The 17863-nt window shown below is 47.3% G+C and carries 11 protein-coding genes; all 11 read right to left on the reverse strand.

The window, feature by feature from the left end:
* Positions 1 to 702: 702 nt before the first annotated feature.
* The 11 genes from CHH67_RS09360 to CHH67_RS09410 all read right to left on the reverse strand — a co-directional run bounded on the left by CHH67_RS09360 (position 703) and on the right by CHH67_RS09410 (position 17817).
* Positions 703 to 1125, reverse strand: a complete 423-nt coding sequence (locus CHH67_RS09360) for a hypothetical protein (RefSeq protein ID WP_095264909.1) — start codon at positions 1123 to 1125, stop codon at positions 703 to 705.
* Positions 1126 to 1377: 252 nt separating this feature from the next.
* Complete coding sequence (locus CHH67_RS09365) at positions 1378 to 2100, reverse strand: response regulator (RefSeq protein ID WP_095264910.1); 723 nt, start codon at positions 2098 to 2100, stop codon at positions 1378 to 1380.
* Between the two features lie 4 nt (positions 2101 to 2104).
* On the reverse strand, positions 2105 to 3259 hold the full coding sequence (locus CHH67_RS09370; protein ID WP_095264911.1) for a sensor histidine kinase: 1155 nt from the start codon (positions 3257 to 3259) through the stop codon (positions 2105 to 2107).
* 45 nt (positions 3260 to 3304) lie between these two features.
* A complete protein-coding gene (locus CHH67_RS09375; protein WP_095264912.1) occupies positions 3305 to 5995 on the reverse strand; it encodes a stalk domain-containing protein in 2691 nt (896 codons plus the stop codon).
* A gap of 361 nt (positions 5996 to 6356) precedes the next feature.
* A complete protein-coding gene (gene metK, locus CHH67_RS09380) occupies positions 6357 to 7562 on the reverse strand; it encodes a methionine adenosyltransferase (protein WP_095264913.1) in 1206 nt (401 codons plus the stop codon).
* A 221-nt stretch (positions 7563 to 7783) separates the two neighbouring features.
* Positions 7784 to 8068, reverse strand: a complete 285-nt coding sequence (locus CHH67_RS09385; protein ID WP_095264914.1) for an alpha/beta-type small acid-soluble spore protein — start codon at positions 8066 to 8068, stop codon at positions 7784 to 7786.
* Between the two features lie 190 nt (positions 8069 to 8258).
* A complete protein-coding gene (locus CHH67_RS09390) occupies positions 8259 to 8759 on the reverse strand; it encodes a hypothetical protein (RefSeq protein WP_095264915.1) in 501 nt (166 codons plus the stop codon).
* 73 nt (positions 8760 to 8832) lie between these two features.
* Complete coding sequence (locus CHH67_RS09395; RefSeq protein ID WP_095264916.1) at positions 8833 to 11787, reverse strand: S-layer homology domain-containing protein; 2955 nt, start codon at positions 11785 to 11787, stop codon at positions 8833 to 8835.
* Positions 11788 to 12149: 362 nt separating this feature from the next.
* Complete coding sequence (locus tag CHH67_RS09400; protein ID WP_095264917.1) at positions 12150 to 12494, reverse strand: hypothetical protein; 345 nt, start codon at positions 12492 to 12494, stop codon at positions 12150 to 12152.
* A 171-nt stretch (positions 12495 to 12665) separates the two neighbouring features.
* Positions 12666 to 16520: an S-layer homology domain-containing protein gene (locus tag CHH67_RS09405; RefSeq protein WP_218832013.1), complete on the reverse strand. Its 3855-nt coding sequence runs from the start codon at positions 16518 to 16520 to the stop codon at positions 12666 to 12668.
* Positions 16521 to 16692: 172 nt separating this feature from the next.
* Positions 16693 to 17817, reverse strand: a complete 1125-nt coding sequence (locus tag CHH67_RS09410; protein WP_095264919.1) for a glycosyltransferase family 4 protein — start codon at positions 17815 to 17817, stop codon at positions 16693 to 16695.
* Positions 17818 to 17863: the final 46 nt, after the last annotated feature.

Here is a 17863-nt window from a genome sequence, read left to right on the forward strand (position 1 = left end):
ATTTAAGATTTTAAGATTGAATATTTTACAATTTTGCCATTTGCGATATGCGGTTTGCGAATTTATGGGTTTATACATTTAGGGACTTAGGGACTTAGGGACTTATAGAGATTTACGGATTACGGACTTAGGAATTCATGAAATCATGACCTTAAGAATTCAAAGCCTTCGGCTTTCAAGACTTCCAGACTTCAAGACTCCAAGCGCGGACGGACAGATCCCAAACAAAATGACGGTTCAATGTTCGATCATCCACCGTCTAATCACATTGACAGTTCAATGATTATTCATCCGTCACAACACCTGACATTGATTATTTAATGTTCAGTCATCCGCTCCCTGATCAAACGGGATAATCATGCAAAACACAGGCAATCGGACGCAGATCGCTCCGCCTTCGCCTCTGCCACCACCTACACCTACACCTCTACCTACACCTCCATTTTCTCTACCTTCTCCCTGCCCCCCTTCTTCCAGCTGCTTGTATCGTGCAAAGCACATGAGACAATGGAAGCAAACATTGATTTGCCACTATAGGGGGCACTCCGGCTGATTCACACGCTTCTTATCCCCACAAAAAAAGCACACTCCCCTGTCGATCAGACAGTTCGGAGTGTGCTTCACACCAACTTGCTGTATGCTATTCGCCGCATGCTATGAACCTGCTTCTTCATTATATCACGTCTCGCTGGCCGCCTGCATCTATCCTTGTACATATGGAATTCGAGCAGCCTCTCTTGGCAGTCTAAGATCGACGTAGAATAGGAGATCATAAAGAGGACTCCGATCGGTCGCGACGAGGTTTGGGTCTTCAGCTCCCAGGCTGTGATACTCGAGTTCAATGCCGGTCAATTCTTTTAGCCTGCTAACAATTTTCAATGTATCATCATCCGATTGCTTATCAAGGACGGTGACTTTCACCCGACTCCCGCTTAGCAGAGCATACAGCGACAAGGCTCTTAAATACCATTCCACCCGATGTTCATGATTGGACGTGATCAATACGTAATGTTTGGTCCGGGTCCGGCCTTGATCATATCCGTTCCGGCTGCGTCGATGGATGATATGGACGAGCGCCACCGCAGCTCCATACACCGCGAGAATCCATAACAAATGGGCAACCATGAGACTCACCTCCTTCTGATACCACCACTATATGCCGGTTCAGATTGGACGGTGACAAAGGTGTAACCGGAGCCCACACGTCATGGCCCGGGATGGGAGGGGACTCTTAACGCCCTCCCCAGTCGACTCATTTGTGCAGTGAAGCTAGTGAACGCCTTCGATCGCTGCGGAGAATCACAAAAACAAAAAGGACCGCCCCTCGGCAGCCCCTCTCCCCTATGTATGCCAGGTCCTGGATTCGGACTGGCCAGCTTATAATGTTACCCAGCCGTATTTAATTGAGTTGATTACCGCCTGGGTACGATCATCAACCTCCATTTTTTGCAAAATGCTGCTGACATGGTTTTTCACGGTCTTCTCACTGATAAACAGGTATTCACCAATCATCTTATTGCTCTTGCCCTCAGCCATCAGACGAAGCACTTCCGCTTCGCGGCGGGTCAACGGGTTGTTCTCCCCGGCTACAAACTTCACACCAGCCTCACGCGAGCCGTTCTCGGACATCGCCCCAGCCTCGTTAACATACGTCATGCGGCGCAGTTGATGGATGAGCTTCCCTGTCACTTTCGGATGAATAAAGGCATAGCCTTCATGCACGGAGCGAATGGCGTTAATCAGCGATTCGGCCTCCATATCTTTCAGAAGATAGCCGTTGGCTCCCTTGCGGAGCGTTTCAAACACATAGCTCTCATCGTCATGAATCGACAAAATAATGACTTTGATCTCCGGGAACATCTCACGCAGCTTCTCCGTTGCCTGAACCCCGTTCTCCGTTGGCATATTAATATCCATCAGAACGATATCCGGCTTGACATCGTTGCAGAACTCCAGCACCTGAATGCCGTCGCCGCATTCTCCGATGACATCAATGTCATCCTCCATGTTCAGAATGCGCTTCAAGCCCTCCCGAAATAACTGGTGATCATCGGCTAAAAGGACTTTAATAATTGATTTTTCATTCTCCATATTTTCCATCCTATTACTCCTTTCTCTTTTCTACGTTCGTCGGGATATGAATCACGATTTTCGTTCCTTGATTCTCGGCTGACTCGATCTCCATTCTCCCTTCGAGCAGCTCAACCCTCTCCCGCATGCCTATTAACCCAAAGTGCTCCTTGCTTTTCTGTTCCAGCATTCTTACGTTGAAGCCCAGGCCATTGTCCTGTACCACGATTTTGACCAGCTGCGCCTGGTAGGTAATCTCCACAAGCACATAGGTTGGGTAAGCATGCTTTGCAGCATTCGTGAGTGCTTCCTGCACCAAGCGGTAGATGGCCGCCTCCATCGCAGAAGAGAGACGATGCTCCTTGCCCCGTGTCTCAAAAATTGTGCGGATTTTCGATTTTTCTTCGTAGTCGTGAACATACTTCCGCAGTGTCGGGATTAATCCCAAGTCATCTAGTGCCATAGGACGCAGATTAAAGATAACCTTTCGCATTTCCTCCAGGCTGGATCGGACCTGACCCTTCAAATCTACTATTTCGTCCTGCACCATCTTAAATTCCTGCTTTGCGAGCATTCTTTCTACAATTTCCGTCCTAAGAACCAGATTTGCCAGCAGTTGAGCAGGTCCATCATGAATTTCCCGGGATATGCGTTTGCGTTCTTCCTCCTGGGCCAAAATAATTTTGAGCCCAATTGCCTGTCTGTTCTTAGCACTTTCAATAATCCTGGAGACCTGACCAAGCTCTCCGGATAAATACTCCAGGACGACCCCCATCTGGGACCCGATCAGTTCTGCACGCTCGACCGTTTTTTCTACGTTCCGAACACGCTTCTGCAGTTCCTCCCGCCTAGCTTTCAAGTACATCTCCTTCTCCCGGTATATCATGAGGTCCAGCTGCAGCTGCGTCGCTTTCTCATACGCCTGCTTGATGTCCTCTTCCTTATACCGGACGAAGTCCCGGCTGACCTCTGTCAGCCGGATCCGGGATTTACGGTAATTCTTCTCGAGCTGGTCCACCTTCTCAATGGTTTCGGTTGTTTCTTTTAAAGTTCGTTTCAATTCCTGGTTGAGAGACAGCAGCTCCTGTCTAGAGGCTTCTAGAATGTCAAACATTTGGTACTTGCTGTCCTCCATGACTTTGAGGGCATTTTTTATGACACGATCAATGGCATCGGCTTGATAATCCACGCACTCTACTCCATTTCTAACGTTTCATATACATATCATACCATATCATGATTCGATCGTGACGGTCTTCGTTTTCTTGTCCCATTTTACGTTCATTCCCAGCTGCTCGGAAACCAGCCTTAATGGGACTAAAGTCCTTCCACCAATAATGACAGGTGCAACAGCCGCTGAGTGGCGTTTTCCATTCATCACGTACTCCTTCTTGCCAACCGTTAAATCCAGCAGTACTGCGCCTCGAAGCACACTGACGCGCTGCGCGTCCTTGTTCCAAGAAGCCTGTCCGCCAAAGACATCGAGCACATGTCTAATCGGCACATATGTCGTTCCTCCGCGGAGTACAGGGGCTGAATCAATCGCTACTTTTGACCCATTCACCATCATTGATTTCTGGCCAATCGTCATGACGGCTTTTCCTGTTGGCAGCCCTTCATTGCTGGATAGAGACGGCATGGTAAAGCGAATATTATCAAAAGCTACCGCCCCCGTCAGCGCCCGCTCATCCTGGCCTTCTTCTACATTCACGACATACATGCGTTTCATCTCTGCCGGGAAGGCAATATTGTAGCCTGTCAGATCAATCTGGAGCGTCTTCCAGCCGGTCCAATCAATCGCTTTGGCAAGATCGACATAGACGGTTTTGCCATTGTTGTCTTTCAGCTCAGCACGCAACCAGTTCAAGCTGTTGTCCCCTTCCACATCCAGGGTCATCGAAGTTGCCTGAGCCGGAATCGTTTTGCCGGTTGTTCCGTTAAGCTGGGCATAGGCGTATACTTTCTGTCCCAGCCCGGCGGTCATATCATAAGTTAGCTTCAGCACGTTCGAGCTGGATCGGTTGCCGCTGCCCTTTTCCACTCTGGCTGTCCCGGTCACACCGGACACATTGGTTGTGAAAGCGATCGGATAATTGACCTTCTCAAAATCCTCCCATGTGCTTTCCCCCGCTGCCGAGAGAATGATCACCGTACTAAAACCGTCATAACGGGCGATGGCATAGCCCACCTTGGTTCCGCTGTTCACAGAGGAGACCGTCAGCTGCCCATTCGATACGCTGCCCTTGAACCCAATGAACTCCCATTTGAGCGCACTGCTCGGCACCTCCAGGCTTTGGCCGCTGCTTGTCACTGCCGTTATTGGTACAGACACCTTCGTACCTGCTTTCAGCGGCGCACTGGATACGGTTGACGTAAGGGCCGTAATATCATCGGCTCCAAGCACCTTCACCTGCATCGAGGCACTTGCACTGCCGCTCACCGCTGTCAACGTAGCCGTCCCTGGCTTCACGCCCTTGATGGTTTGCCCGCTTACCGTCAGATTGCCGTTGCTCGATTTCCACGTTGGCGTGATCGATCCCGCTTCGATCGGATTATAGTAAGTATCATAGCCCTTCAGTTGATAAGAGCCTGTCTGCCCGATCAAGAGCGTATTGCTGCCGCTTACCTTCAAACCTTTCAAGGTGCCTTGCGGTGCTGTAGAGAAGACGCCCAGGGCGTTAACAATGCTGCGCTGTGTTGTGCCATACTCCGTATGGAAGGTCAATTGCGTGCTCGTCTCCGCTAAAGGACGGTTCACCATCGTCGTCGATCCGCCGCCGTCCAGATTCACACCCTTCCACACGCCAACCTTCACCATGAAGTCCTGCAGTTGTGCCAACGTCATGCCCGGGCTGTTGTCATTGCGCTCTGCCGCAACCAGATACGCGTAGCGCCCATCCTTGGAATATCCTACGGCTGAGCGCGCACGAGAACCCCCAAGGCTGCTCACGTCGCGAGAGAAAGAGGAGGCCTTTCCGTCGTTAACCAGAATCGAGTGTCCGCCAATCATCATCTGGAGGCTCGATGGATCCAGCTTTTGCCCTGTCGTTTTGGAAACGAGCGCATAATCGGTTTTCAGCGTTTGCCCTACCGCCAGATTATTTCGAACAAAGGTAGCCGCCTGGCCATGTGTACGCAAAATATAGCTTCCTTCCGGCACAGATGTTGGCAGACCGGTACGTTCCGAAATTTCGACAATGACGCCATCCTTCACGAGCACTTCCGTCGGTGTCGTCGAGCTGTTCTTCGGACGCTCCACTGCCTTCCAGGCACTAGTGTAGATATATGCGGCATCCGCATGGCTGTAGCTCGATCCCGTTCCCTCAGGGTTGTAGGCCGTTTTGTTCATGCCCGCCAGAGGGAAAGAGGCTCCATTCTCGGCTGTAACGCTCCCGGAGAATGCAAACTCATCCACAATCGGCTTGCCTTCCTTCGTCACGGCAAAAGCGTACATCCCTTTCAGCTCCGACGGGGTAGACATCAGAACCCCGCTTGTCACTTGGCCGCCAATTGGCGCCCCTTCTCTGCTCGTATTAAAGAAATCTCCATTTAATGCGGCTACGGCTCCATATTCTTTTGCCATACCGCCTGTGCTTTGTCTTGTTGTAAATTGGTTCCCTTGTCCTGTCATCACATCAAGCTTCACATACTTGTTGCTTAGATCGACGCGTACTACATTCGCCAGTGATTTCGTTCCGGTGCTGCTCGTGTATTGATACTTCATCAACACCGCACCCGAGGTAATGATCTCTTCACCCAGCTTTTGGACTGAAGATGCTGCCGCATGAGCAACCGACACTGGGGCCAATCTTTCGATGATCGGTACACCGCTTCCCAGAACAGGAGTTATAAAAATGACACCTGCAAGCGTAATAACAGCCCATTTTTTCCCCACATTGTGTAACGCGTTTTCCTGACCTCTCATGTTCCTGTAACTCTCCCATCTCTTGTTCAGAACCACTGCCCGAACAAATAAAGTCTATATTTAATAGACTTCGTTTTAGCGGAAAAGTTACGATTTTGTTATAAAAAAATGCATGCGCGTATTTTAACTCAACCTTTCGTGGTATGAAAGCGGGGGTTCCTGGTCTATCAGGGGGATAATTCCTGTTCTAGTATTTATATATAAAAAAACACCGCTAAGTACAAGTTCAATTTCCTGTATTGCCAAATTTTAAACACGAAAAGCCGATACCCTGTAACGGGTACCGGCCCTTTAATGATGTCTAATTTGTAATGTTTACAGATGGAGAACCTCCGGAACGCTTAACGTGCAGCATATATGCTTAAAGTGCTGCTGCTTGCTCCTTCAGAGCTTCGGCTTTATCCAAACGCTCCCATGGCAGATCCAGATCCGTGCGGCCAAAATGTCCATAAGCAGCCGTCTGCTTATAAATTGGGCGACGAAGATCCAGCATGCGGATAATGCCAGCCGGACGAAGATCGAAATTGTCGCGTACGAGTTGAACCAGCTTATCTTCGCTGATTTTTCCTGTTCCATAGGTGTCGACACTGATGGAAACCGGATTCGCAACGCCGATCGCATAAGCAAGCTGGATTTCACATTTGTCAGCCAAACCTGCGGCAACGAGGTTCTTAGCTACGTAGCGGGCAGCATATGCTGCAGAACGGTCAACCTTCGTAGGATCCTTGCCAGAGAAAGCTCCACCGCCATGGCGGGCATATCCACCGTAAGTGTCCACGATGATTTTACGACCGGTCAAGCCGGCATCCCCTTGAGGACCACCAATAACAAAACGGCCTGTTGGGTTAATAAAATACTTCGTTTCCGAATCCAGCAGCTCTGCCGGTACAACAGGAAGAATTACCTTTTCCTTAATATCCTTCTGGATTTGCTCCAGCGTCGCTTCCTCGGAATGCTGTGTGGACACAACGATGGTGTCTACACGTACAGGCTTGTCGCCATCGTATTCAATCGTCACTTGGGTCTTACCGTCTGGACGAAGGTACTCCAAAGTACCGTCCTTACGCACTTCGGACAAACGACGAGCGATCCGGTGAGAAAGCGCAATCGGGAGCGGCATATATTCAGGCGTTTCATTGGTGGCAAAGCCAAACATCAAGCCCTGGTCACCAGCGCCAATGTTTTCGGTTTCCTTATCCACTTGGGAAGGATCACGGCTTTCCAGTGCAGCGTTTACCCCCTGTGCAATATCGGCAGATTGCTCGTTCAACGATGTTAACACAGCACATGTATTGGAATCAAAACCGTATTTTGCACGGGTATACCCGATTTCCTTCACGGTATTTCTTACAATGGATGGAATATCCACATATTCGGATTTGGTGCTGATTTCACCAATTACCAACACTAGACCAGTTGCTACGGAAACTTCGCAAGCTACGCGAGCATAAGGGTCGTTGGCCAAAAATGCATCGAGTACCGCATCGGAAATCTGGTCACAGATTTTATCCGGATGTCCTTCTGTTACGGACTCGGATGTAAATAAACGTCGCCCTGTTAAAGACATGAGATCAACCTCCCATATAGTAGTATGTGAAATATTAAGAGGTCCTACACAAAAAATGAACCTTTCCCGATTGGAAAAGGTTTGAATGTACAATCCTCAACATGCATATTAACTTATTTGCTACCCCCTGTCAATCCAATAAACAAGCAGTTTTCGAGGGTTTTCGATATTTTTTCAATATGCTTTTCATACAGGTATAAGTTCATAAATCCATGAATCATTTACAGTTGTCCGAACAGGGACTGTTCAGCATTGCGTACCAGACGTTTGGTGATTTCTCCTCCGACAGATCCGTTGTCACGGGAAGTTAAATACCCCCATCCCGGACGACGGCTGTTTGCTGTACTCATCATCCCTAGTTCAGATCCGAATTCCGTATCGGCTCCGTCTGAGCCACCACCATATCCGACAGGCAAACCAAATTCTGCTGCAATTTCATATTTCATTTGATTCAGCATCTGTCTGCTCTCTGGTACAACTTGTCGATTCCGATTGCTGCGCGCCATGACCAACACCTCCTGTAATTGTTTACAGACGTATTATGTGTTGTAAGCATGACCGCAACACGTATTAAACGTTGTCACTGTTGGTAATAATTATAGATATTAAGATCTGTTGGATAGGGTAATGAATATACAACGAATCAACGAATCAACAGATGGCAAAGCTAAGACTGGCGGAAAAGTAGCCCTTATCTTATTTAACTGTGTAGCCACCGCGTACCATCACAATCAGACCGCTCGTTTGCCCAGGCTTTACTTGAATGCCGCGCCCATCACGCGGGAAGGAGAGCAGATGGTTTTTAGGAGCAGCTTGTCCATTCAACAGGTCAACACCCGCTGTCAAGTCTGCAACGCCGTTCGAATCCTCTGTATAGATGACAGCATTTCCTGAGCGAACAATAAACTCGGTACCCGTTTCAGCCACCAGGATCTGCCCGGGTTTCAACGATACATTTTTCACTTCATTTGAGTTTTGCTCTGGAGTAGAAGGAGTCGGTGTTGGATTGGTGGTCGTACCCCCGCCACCCAACGCTTTCTGGATCTGCTGATCCACATAACTCTTGGTGACAACCGGATCGTCGGTCGTGCCTGGGGTGGTGCTAGCACTGTTTACCTTTACACTGAGAATCGAACCGGCACCGATACAAATACAAGCAGAAATGATTGCAGCGAAGTATTTCCTTTTTGTCATCATGCTGTTATCTCCTTCATTTTTTAATAAAAAAACTGCCCGGAACAAGTCCGGGCAGTTTTCTGAAGTACAATAATTAGTACTTAATCGATTCGTAAACAGTGTCTGGAGCATTTCCTTCCAGATCGACGATATATTTACCGTTTTTGTTGTTTGGTACCGAAACTTGAGCACCTGGAATTGTTGGGTTGAATGGTTGTTCCAGTTCTACGCGAACAACGTTGGCACTAACTTTAGTAGCACCTTTAACTTTAACTTCTCCTCCATTTACATAAACTTTAAATGCATCTGGAGTAAAGTATACGTTGATTTCTTCGTTGAACTCGATATCTACATAAACATCGCCAACAACGGATCTAGCTTCAATTGCTTTCGGAGCAATTCCGTCTTTGATTTGCAGACCATCGACCTTAGCAATCTTGTGTCCAAGATTATCAGAAGATTGAGGGTTATCAACAGTTGTCAGTAGAGGCAAGTTTGTAACATCGCTTAACTTACCATTCAAAGTAAACTCAACTTTTGTAACACCGTCGTTATACTTAGGCTCGCCAGCTGTTCCTCTCAGTGTTCCGAAGTAGAAGTCGCTAGAGAATACCGAAGTAATGTTCCCGTTGAATTCAACAGTTACTTTATCTTCAGCAGTTGCCTTAGCAGATTTCACAGGAATTGCTACAGAATCAGCGATAGGTTTCTGAGCAGTAGTCAGGTAGTTCCCATTAAGGTCAGCAACGTTAACTACGCGCAGCTCTGCACCTTTAAGTTCATCGGCACTAATGTCCTTCTTAGGCAGTGTAATACGCACTGTTTCAGCATTTCTCAACGAAGGTTGTGGAGCATTCTTCGTAGGGAATACTTTGTATACACTACCAGTTACATAGCTATATTTGTTAATGTCAAGTGCTGTTCCATTTCCATCAACCGCTACAGCTCTGTTGAATTGGACATCGATGTAGAGATCATCGTTGCTGGAAGTTGTGTCTATCCAAGCTCTAACAACTTGCAGAGTCTCGGAGTTGGTAACTTCAACTGTCAAAGTTTGTGGCAGCATTGTGTTCCCGATGGTAGCAGTATCACGAATGTTTGCTACTTCGAGAGTGTACGTACCAGCTGGAAGTTTGCCAATGGACCTAATTTCAACACGGTTTTTGTAAGTTTTAGCATCCTTAACTACATAAGCAGGAGCATTTACAGGTTTACCGCTATTAAAGCCTTTATCAGTCACAACTTCACCTTTAGAGTTTTTCAGAACGAAGTTGTCACGTTTTTGGATGTCATCCAGGTTTACGTCTTTAGAGAATTCTACAGTCATAACAGTAGCATTATCTTCAACTTCTACCTTGACATCATTCACAACAGGACGAGTAGTATCCAGTACTGGAGTTACTTTAGCTTCGCGATTAGCGGAGTTGTCGCTGTAGTCTTTTACGCCTTGGAGATAGATTGTATTCTCGCCCAGGCTAAGTTTTTTGTCGCCGTTGAATTCCAGAACTACAACATTGTCTTTGATTTCGACTTTGTCAGCAGTTCTACTGGAAGAAGTGTGATACACTTTGTCAACGGATTTAACGGATTCGTTGAATTCAACTTCAACTTTTGTCAGATCCTTAGTTTTAACGGAAACAACCTCAGGAGCTGTAGTATCTTCAGCAACATTGAACTGAACGTCAACTGGCTTCACTTGGAAGTTAGCAAAGTCTGTTACACCTTGAACGCTCAGTGTGTGCTCGCCTACGGCGATGTCTGTTGTAATGAAAGCAACATTAGGATAAGTGAATTTCACCCAGCCGGAAATTGCTTTTCCATCGATTTTGTAGTTAGAAATGTTCGCTGCAGTGTTAGCTTGAACAGGCTCAGAGAATACAACCTTGAATGCCTTAGTTCCCAGACCAACAACCTCAGTCACTTCTGGAAGTTGAGTGTCAACCGCTCTGAATGTAATTGTCTCTTTGAACGTTCTGGAACCATCAGAGTTCTTAACATTGTTAATTTCCAGTTTAGCGTCTTTTTGTTGAGGCAAGTTGTTTGCAGAATTTTCTGCAACAAGCAATGTTACGCTGCGCTTGTCATCGGACAATTTTGCAGATTCGAAAGTAACACCAGTTACTTTGTAGTTATCTTCGTTCTCTGCAGTAGCAGTATCTACTTCACCGTCAAAGTTAACAGTGAGTTCTTTGTAGTTAGTTGCAGATACGCCTTCGATCTTAGTAGCAGCAGTTACTACCCAAGTTACACTTTCAGTGTACTCGTAGTTGTTGTAAGTAAATTTAACCTCAGTTGCAACGTTTGCTTTCAGAGGAGTTTCAAGGGTTACTTTCACTTTTTCGCTGTTAGCGAGGGTGAACTCAACCACTTTACCGTCTTCTTGAACGTCATAAGAAGCAACTTTTGGTTTGTTTTGAGCCAGGTAGATTGCGTAAGCAACTTCAACCAGCTGAGTTCTGTTAGCGTTAGCCAGTGGGTTCACGCTGCTGTTGATCAGACCAGCATTGATTGCTGCTTGAACATAACCTTTAGCCCAGTTGGATGCGTTGTTGTTTGTCTCGGATGGAATTTCCAGGTTTTGAACAGTAACGAGGACTTTCGCCATTTCTTGAACGGTGATGTTACCGTTGAAGTCGAAAATCATTTTCGTTGTGTTCTTACCTTCCATGATACCAGCAGCGTATACTGCCTCTACGTATGGAGCCGGCCATTTACCAGCAGCGTAGTTTTTGTCATTGAAGGAAGCTTTGTTTTGAATTGGCTCAAGACCAAGCAGTTCAACCAGGACTTTGGCGAACTCGCCGCGAGTCATTTCCTTGTCCAGACCAGCAGTTCCATCTGGATAACCAGTGAAGATGCCTTCTTCTTTAAGAATGTCAAACTTTTGTTGAGAAGTCAGTGCGTCGTCACCGAATGCAACAGAAGCAAACATGGAGAATGCCATTGCTGTAGACAGTGCCACGGATAAAATTTTCTTCATAACCTTTTTTTCTCCTCCTTGAATCATCACTTGATTGTTTTCTTTAATTTGGTAGCTCTTATCACTCATAGCCGTGCACCTCCTTTCCCGAGTTGAGCAGTAATCAATAATGATGTCTGTGATGATATCACAGAATCCTGTTAACGAGAGAACACTTCATAACTAGAATAGAATCCTACCTAGGTATTATACAACGAGTCCCTATAACCGTAAAGAACATTTTTCTAATTTATAGACAAGTTTCTTCTTTCGGTTAATCCTGGATCGCTCGCCGCGTTCTATATCTTTAAACGTTCTGTTTCTTAAAAAGTTGCGGCAGTTGCAAAGTTTTTTTAATTTTTTTTTCGGAAACCGCAATTTCCAGTAACAATACGCTTCCGCCACCAAACGACAACAAAAAAAGACGCCTGTTTGGCGCCTTCTGTTGAAATCTATCGAATCTTCATAGCAAGCTGGATAATTCGGTTCCGCATCTTCGGATCGTCATTCAGCCGGCTGTACATCAGTTCAATCTCTGCCTTGTTATCACGGTAAGTTTTCTCATGCTTAATCGTGGAATGCGACCACTGAATCAGCGCATTCTCTGCCATCGTCAACTCGTTAAATGCATCATGAAAACCTGTCTCAACGACGAGCTCCTCCATGACTTCCTGCGATATCTCATTTTGAGCGGCGCGAGCCAGCTCAATCTTCTTCTCCATCACTTTGGCTTTATCCTCAAACTTCGTTTTGGCCTTCATGTAATCGAGCTGCGCTTTCGATAAGATCGGCTTCATAATTCATCTTCACCCTTTAAAAATAGTATGTGCTTCCGCTATTGTAGCGTATTCTACAATAAATTACAAAACAATAGAATATGGTAATGGGGGCCAGCCACGGAAAAAAAAGCCGCCCCTGCCGCGGAATATTCCGCTTCAGGAGCAGCTTAGGCACGAATCAGAAATGAACTAGCTCAAGTTTTTAGGGAAAATCTTCGTGCTTTTCTTCAACAGCTCAACCGCAATTTTCCCTGCCTCCGCACGGGTCAGATTGCCCTTCGGATTGAAGTTGTACAGCGGCTTGCTCTGCCCTTGTACCGTGTACGGACTTCCCTGCATAATCTTCGCATTGGACACGGCGAGGATGGCCGGCCGCGCATAATAATCGGCTCTGCCAGCATCTGCAAAAGCCTTAGACAGTGACTGTTCCAGCTTGCTGTCATTAGCCGCCATCTTCAGATCCAGTGCACGGGCGATCATCACGGCTGCCTGCTCACGCGTGACTCGCTGGGTAGGGCCGAAGAAGCCGTCGCCCAGTCCCTGAATAATGCCTGCTCTGGCTGCTGTCTCTATGTGGGCATAATCCCAGGTTGTCGTGCCGGTTCCCGGCTGGATATCGACAAAGGTTGGCTGATTGTCGTAATTCAGAGGCAAATTCAGCCCCTTCACCAGCAGCATCGCAAACTCGCCGCGAGTTGTCTGGTCATCCGCACCGAATTCACCGAAGCGGAGGTTGTTCATGATTCCTTTCGCATATAGAGCATTCAAAATGTTTCTCGCCCATGGATGATTCGTAATATCGCTAAATCCAAGGCGCATCTTCATCACTTTATAGTAGCCGAACTCGTCAAAAGGCACGGTGATCGTGTTCTTCTTCATGTCGACTTCTCCACCGATATTCACCCATCGGCCATTATCCGAATAACGGAATACCGATACTGTCGTTCCGGCTTCATCCACAATGTTGCTGTTGAAGGACAGCTTCAGGGTGCCGCGCTGGGATGGAACGATCTTCCGGTCTGGCGAAAACTCGGTAAAGTTCCCTTCCAGCGAATAAGGAGACAGTCCATTCGTGCTTGGCTTGTAGCCGATCTGCCCACGATCATTCTCTTCGCCAATTCCGCCGTGGATCCAGTAAATATCTGATGCGAGCGTGAAGTTGTTCGTATCTGCCGTCGAGTTAAAACGCTGAACCAGATATTCCGGAATACGGATCATGCCAGCTCCGCCTGAAGTGCGATCATCCGGCGTTACATTGATGATGTTTCCGTAATCATTGCGCCGTTCCACAACCCCGTCCCGAGGATCCGCAATCCCGAACAGGATTTTGTTGTCCGGATAAAACTTCGTAATGCCATTTCCGGACATGCTCGCGGATTGTAGAATGGTGCCTTTCGGGAACGAAAGCTCCAGTTTTTTGTTGAACGCGGTGTACTTGTTAGCTACCTTTTCCGCCATAAACTGGCTGTCGACCGTCACGGTTCCTGTGTAATAAACATAGATGGACTCTTTAATGGTTCCCCCTGGACGGACAACCTGAATATCAATTTTGTTGGATTTGTTCGGTTTCAGGCCGACATAGTCGTACACAAAGCGGTTATCCATATCCTCGCGCTTGATTGCAAGCTCCTTGCCGATCCGAACCTCGGTAGCTCCTTCAGCCTCGATGTCAAACCGTACAAAGTTTTTGTTAACGACAATTTCCTCGCCAACGGTAGGCTGAGGCGAAAGAATACGATACGGCAAAACTTCGCGCACAATTTCAAGGCGCTGTGTTGCACGTGCACCTGTACCGTTTATAAGCTCCAGACTGTACACATGACTGCCCGGCTCTTCAAACGGAACATCTTGAATCCGCAGGATGAAGTCCGATTCATTACCTGCAAAGCTGTAAGTGTAGTCTTTTCCGTTATACGTAAACACGGAGGACGGAATATGATCAAAGTTGCCTCTGTCCCTAATATCTCGTGAGAAGAACAGCTGTGATCCAAAATAGACATTCAGTTTGGATGCACCGTTACCGCGAATCACCAGGTCATATCGTTGCTCGCTGGTAACATATCGCTCGTTGTTCCATACAAACTCAGGTGAAACATTAAAGATGCGGTTCATTTTGTCATCAGGATATGTGCTTGGGTCCTGATTATCAAATGGCTCTCTGCCCTGAACTGCCAATGTAGGCATAAAGTTAGTAATCTTGGAAATATTCGTATCGATGATGTAAATTCTGAGCTCTTTGCGAATTTCCCGCGCGTTACCTGCGGCATCCGTAGCAGTACCTGTAAATACGATGCGGTTCTCTCCATAAACAAGCGGGCCGGCCGCATCGATGTTAAAGCTCAGATTAAAGGTTGCTCTGCCCCCGATAATACTCAGCCATTGACCCGGATTGGCTGGGTTCGGATCACCGTTAATTCCGTTCACGAACACTTGAGCATTGAAATAAGGGCTGTTAATATTCTCAAACCCGATGTACTCCCCTTGTACATTAAGGGTATGTGTCGAACGGGAATCAAACGAATAGGTCTGACCGTCATGCAAATTCGCTACATAAATGTAGTTCTTCGAAACATAAGAAATTTCAGCGTTGTACACAGAGGTCGAGCCCTGGTAGTTGAAGCCAATCATATGCTGTCCGTTAGAGAAGCCTGTAATTCTGTATACTTCCTCATTAGCACCAAGCCCTGCTGGCTGTGGATTCACGCGAGTAATATTCACGGGATTTGCACTGATCGGCAAATATTTTGCTTCCACAATCGAGGTTGGTGCCTTATCAGCCTTAACTACAATATAAAAATCAGCGGTCTCCGTCTCCGACTTGTTCAGCGGAATCCGGGTTACAGTCGAAACGTTATCCGTTCCGTTGTAGCCTGGAAGGAGATCGATACCTGTGATTACGACTTCGCCAGGAAGATATCTGTAACTCATATTGTATGCGGCTGAGAACGTTTCGTAGGTTAAAGCCAAATTCACATATTGCGTTCCTGAAGCTACCGGAAACGTTCCGGTTCTGAACTTCACAAGACGATAAGCAGGCGTAACGCCGTCAGGACCTGGAATGACCGTCTCGCTTAGCACGTCCGCCGCTGTCACTGGAACTGCCGCTTGTCCAGCCAGGCTGTATGTTGCATTTCCGGCAAAAGGATTCGCACTGTAAGGAACCAATGCTTCAACCTCAAGTGTAGCGTCTGCTGCAGGACTCGTCAGAACAGGCACTTTATTAAGCGCCGGATAAGAAGTTCCTCCGTGAACGATATCAATCCCGATGAAAGGCTCGGCCGGATCGAAGAAATACACCCCGCGACTTACGCGGATCGAATCCGAAGCATTCTTAATTTCGAGATCAATCGTATTGAGTCCTGGAGTAAAGTTCAGCGCAGGTGTGAAGAAGGTACCGTCTTCCAATAAAGACGAAACAAACGCTGTTCCACCATTCAAAGACACCGTGACCTGCGTTGCATTCTTCGCGTTACCTTGAAGTGTTCCCATCGGGTTTGTTACAACCACGCGCGTACCTTCATTAAGGTTCACCGGTGTTGCGCCACCCATGAGCTGCAAGCCTTCGATATATGGAATTCTGTCATACAATACATAGAATGTATCGGAACGCTCAACACTGCCTTGCATCCCGGAAAATGTAATTTTGTTAAACCCTGAGAACAAGGTCATATTGCTTGCGGTGAACTTGTTCGTGGAGGTTGTGTCTGCAGTTACAGGCGCTGTAATCGCAGTCGAGCTGTCCGTGACCCATCTTACACCGCCCCCGGTTACAGGCTCAGAGCTGAGGCGCTCGATTTTGACCGACAGAGTATCACTTGCCACATGAGAATACGTACCTGTGATGGACAGTGCCGGGTTGTTGGTTCTGTACACATTTTCCCGCGTAATCTGGGAAGTCCCCGGTTCCGTCGTTAACAAAGCCGTATTTCTGATCTCAACAATATCCGGAATAAAGTAGGTTGCTGCAGATGCCGCCTGGACAGGCTTGATGATTCCCGCCGGAACCAGCGTGACCAGCATGGTCGTCAGCATCAACCAGACCATGATACGTTTCGCTCGCTTCATCTCTGATTAATCTCTCCCTTGCATTTAGTTTCGAAGGTATCTTCCATATGTATCGGTTACAGATATCCAAATTTTTAGAATATATTAAAAAAACCCCACCAAAAAAAGGTGAGGCCCAAATAAATTGGTTTATTCAGTAAAAAAATAGAAATTATTTCGAACGGCTTTCCGTATTCGCCTTCATCCGCAGCCGATTGATCAAACTTAGGATCGGCCGCTTGGTCTTGCTGACAAGTCCTATCACTTCAGCCCCAATCTGCATGAAGCACATCATAATACAGATAACAACAAACGTTACCCAGTTGGCTTCGTACATGGCGGCTGAAGACTGAATCACAGCCAGCACACCGAAGAACGCAGCAATAACATATATGATCAGCACCGTCTGGCGGTGGCTGAAGCCAAGCTCACGCAGGCAGTGATGCAAATGTCCCTTGTCCGGCGAGAAGATCGGCTTCTTCTGGATCTTTCTTCTAATGATAGCAAAGAAGGTATCCGACAGCGGCACACCGATAATGATCAGCGGAGTAATGAACGATACGATGGCAATCTGCTTGAAGCCAAGCAGTGACAGCATAGCCAGACTGAATCCAAGGAACAGCGAGCCTGTATCACCCATGAAAATTTTAGCCGGATGGAAATTAAAGTACAGGAACCCGATAATGCTGCCCAGCAGTAAGAGGCACAGCAACGCCACCGTTGTATTGCCCATCAAGAAAGCCATGACCAGGATCGTCCCGATGGCAATTCCCGACACCCCGGCAGCCAGACCATCCAGCCCATCAATCAAATTGATGGCGTTGGTCACGCCGACAATCCAGAATATCGTAAGCGGAATCGACACCCAGCTCTCCAGCGAGGAGTAGCGATCCTGAAACGGAATATTAACAAAATCCACCGTAATATTAAAACCAAACACAACGACGCAAGCTGCGGCGATTTGAGCCAGAAACTTGACTTTGGCCGACAGCTCAAAGCGATCATCCAGCGCTCCGATCAACACGATCATCGAACCACCGATCAGAAATGCCTTCATAAAATTGGCATCACGCGCCGAGAGCGTCTCAGGAAAAAACGGAAGCACGGCAATCAGTCCGAGCACAAAAGCCAGATATATGCCAAGCCCGCCAAGCCGGGGCATGATTCTTGTATGCACTTTTCGGGCGTTTGGCACGTCAACAGCCCCAATACGCACCGCAAGCTTCTTGACGAAAGGAGTCAGGAGCAGCGCCAGCAGGAGCGACACAACAAACCCGACGATGTATAGCGTTAACATGTAATCATTCGACCCCCAATATTGTCTACCGGTTGAATTATACTCC

Source organism: Paenibacillus campinasensis, from assembly GCF_002272015.1.
In the GTDB taxonomy this organism is placed as follows: domain Bacteria; phylum Bacillota; class Bacilli; order Paenibacillales; family Paenibacillaceae; genus Paenibacillus_AQ; species Paenibacillus_AQ campinasensis.

Bases quoted from the DNA above. Each gene is read 5' to 3' on its own strand.
- metK (WP_095264913.1), bottom strand. From the start codon at position 7,562: ATGTCTTTAACAGGGCGACGTTTATTTACATCCGAGTCCGTAACAGAA.
- CHH67_RS09360 (WP_095264909.1), bottom strand. From the start codon at position 1,125: ATGGTTGCCCATTTGTTATGGATTCTCGCGGTGTATGGAGCTGCGGTG.
- CHH67_RS09390 (WP_095264915.1), bottom strand. From the start codon at position 8,759: ATGATGACAAAAAGGAAATACTTCGCTGCAATCATTTCTGCTTGTATT.
- CHH67_RS09375 (WP_095264912.1), bottom strand. From the start codon at position 5,995: ATGAGAGGTCAGGAAAACGCGTTACACAATGTGGGGAAAAAATGGGCT.
- CHH67_RS09400 (WP_095264917.1), bottom strand. From the start codon at position 12,494: ATGAAGCCGATCTTATCGAAAGCGCAGCTCGATTACATGAAGGCCAAA.
- CHH67_RS09410 (WP_095264919.1), bottom strand. From the start codon at position 17,817: ATGTTAACGCTATACATCGTCGGGTTTGTTGTGTCGCTCCTGCTGGCG.
- CHH67_RS09385 (WP_095264914.1), bottom strand. From the start codon at position 8,068: ATGGCGCGCAGCAATCGGAATCGACAAGTTGTACCAGAGAGCAGACAG.
- CHH67_RS09405 (WP_218832013.1), bottom strand. From the start codon at position 16,520: ATGGTCTGGTTGATGCTGACGACCATGCTGGTCACGCTGGTTCCGGCG.
- CHH67_RS09395 (WP_095264916.1), bottom strand. From the start codon at position 11,787: ATGAGTGATAAGAGCTACCAAATTAAAGAAAACAATCAAGTGATGATT.
- CHH67_RS09365 (WP_095264910.1), bottom strand. From the start codon at position 2,100: ATGGAAAATATGGAGAATGAAAAATCAATTATTAAAGTCCTTTTAGCC.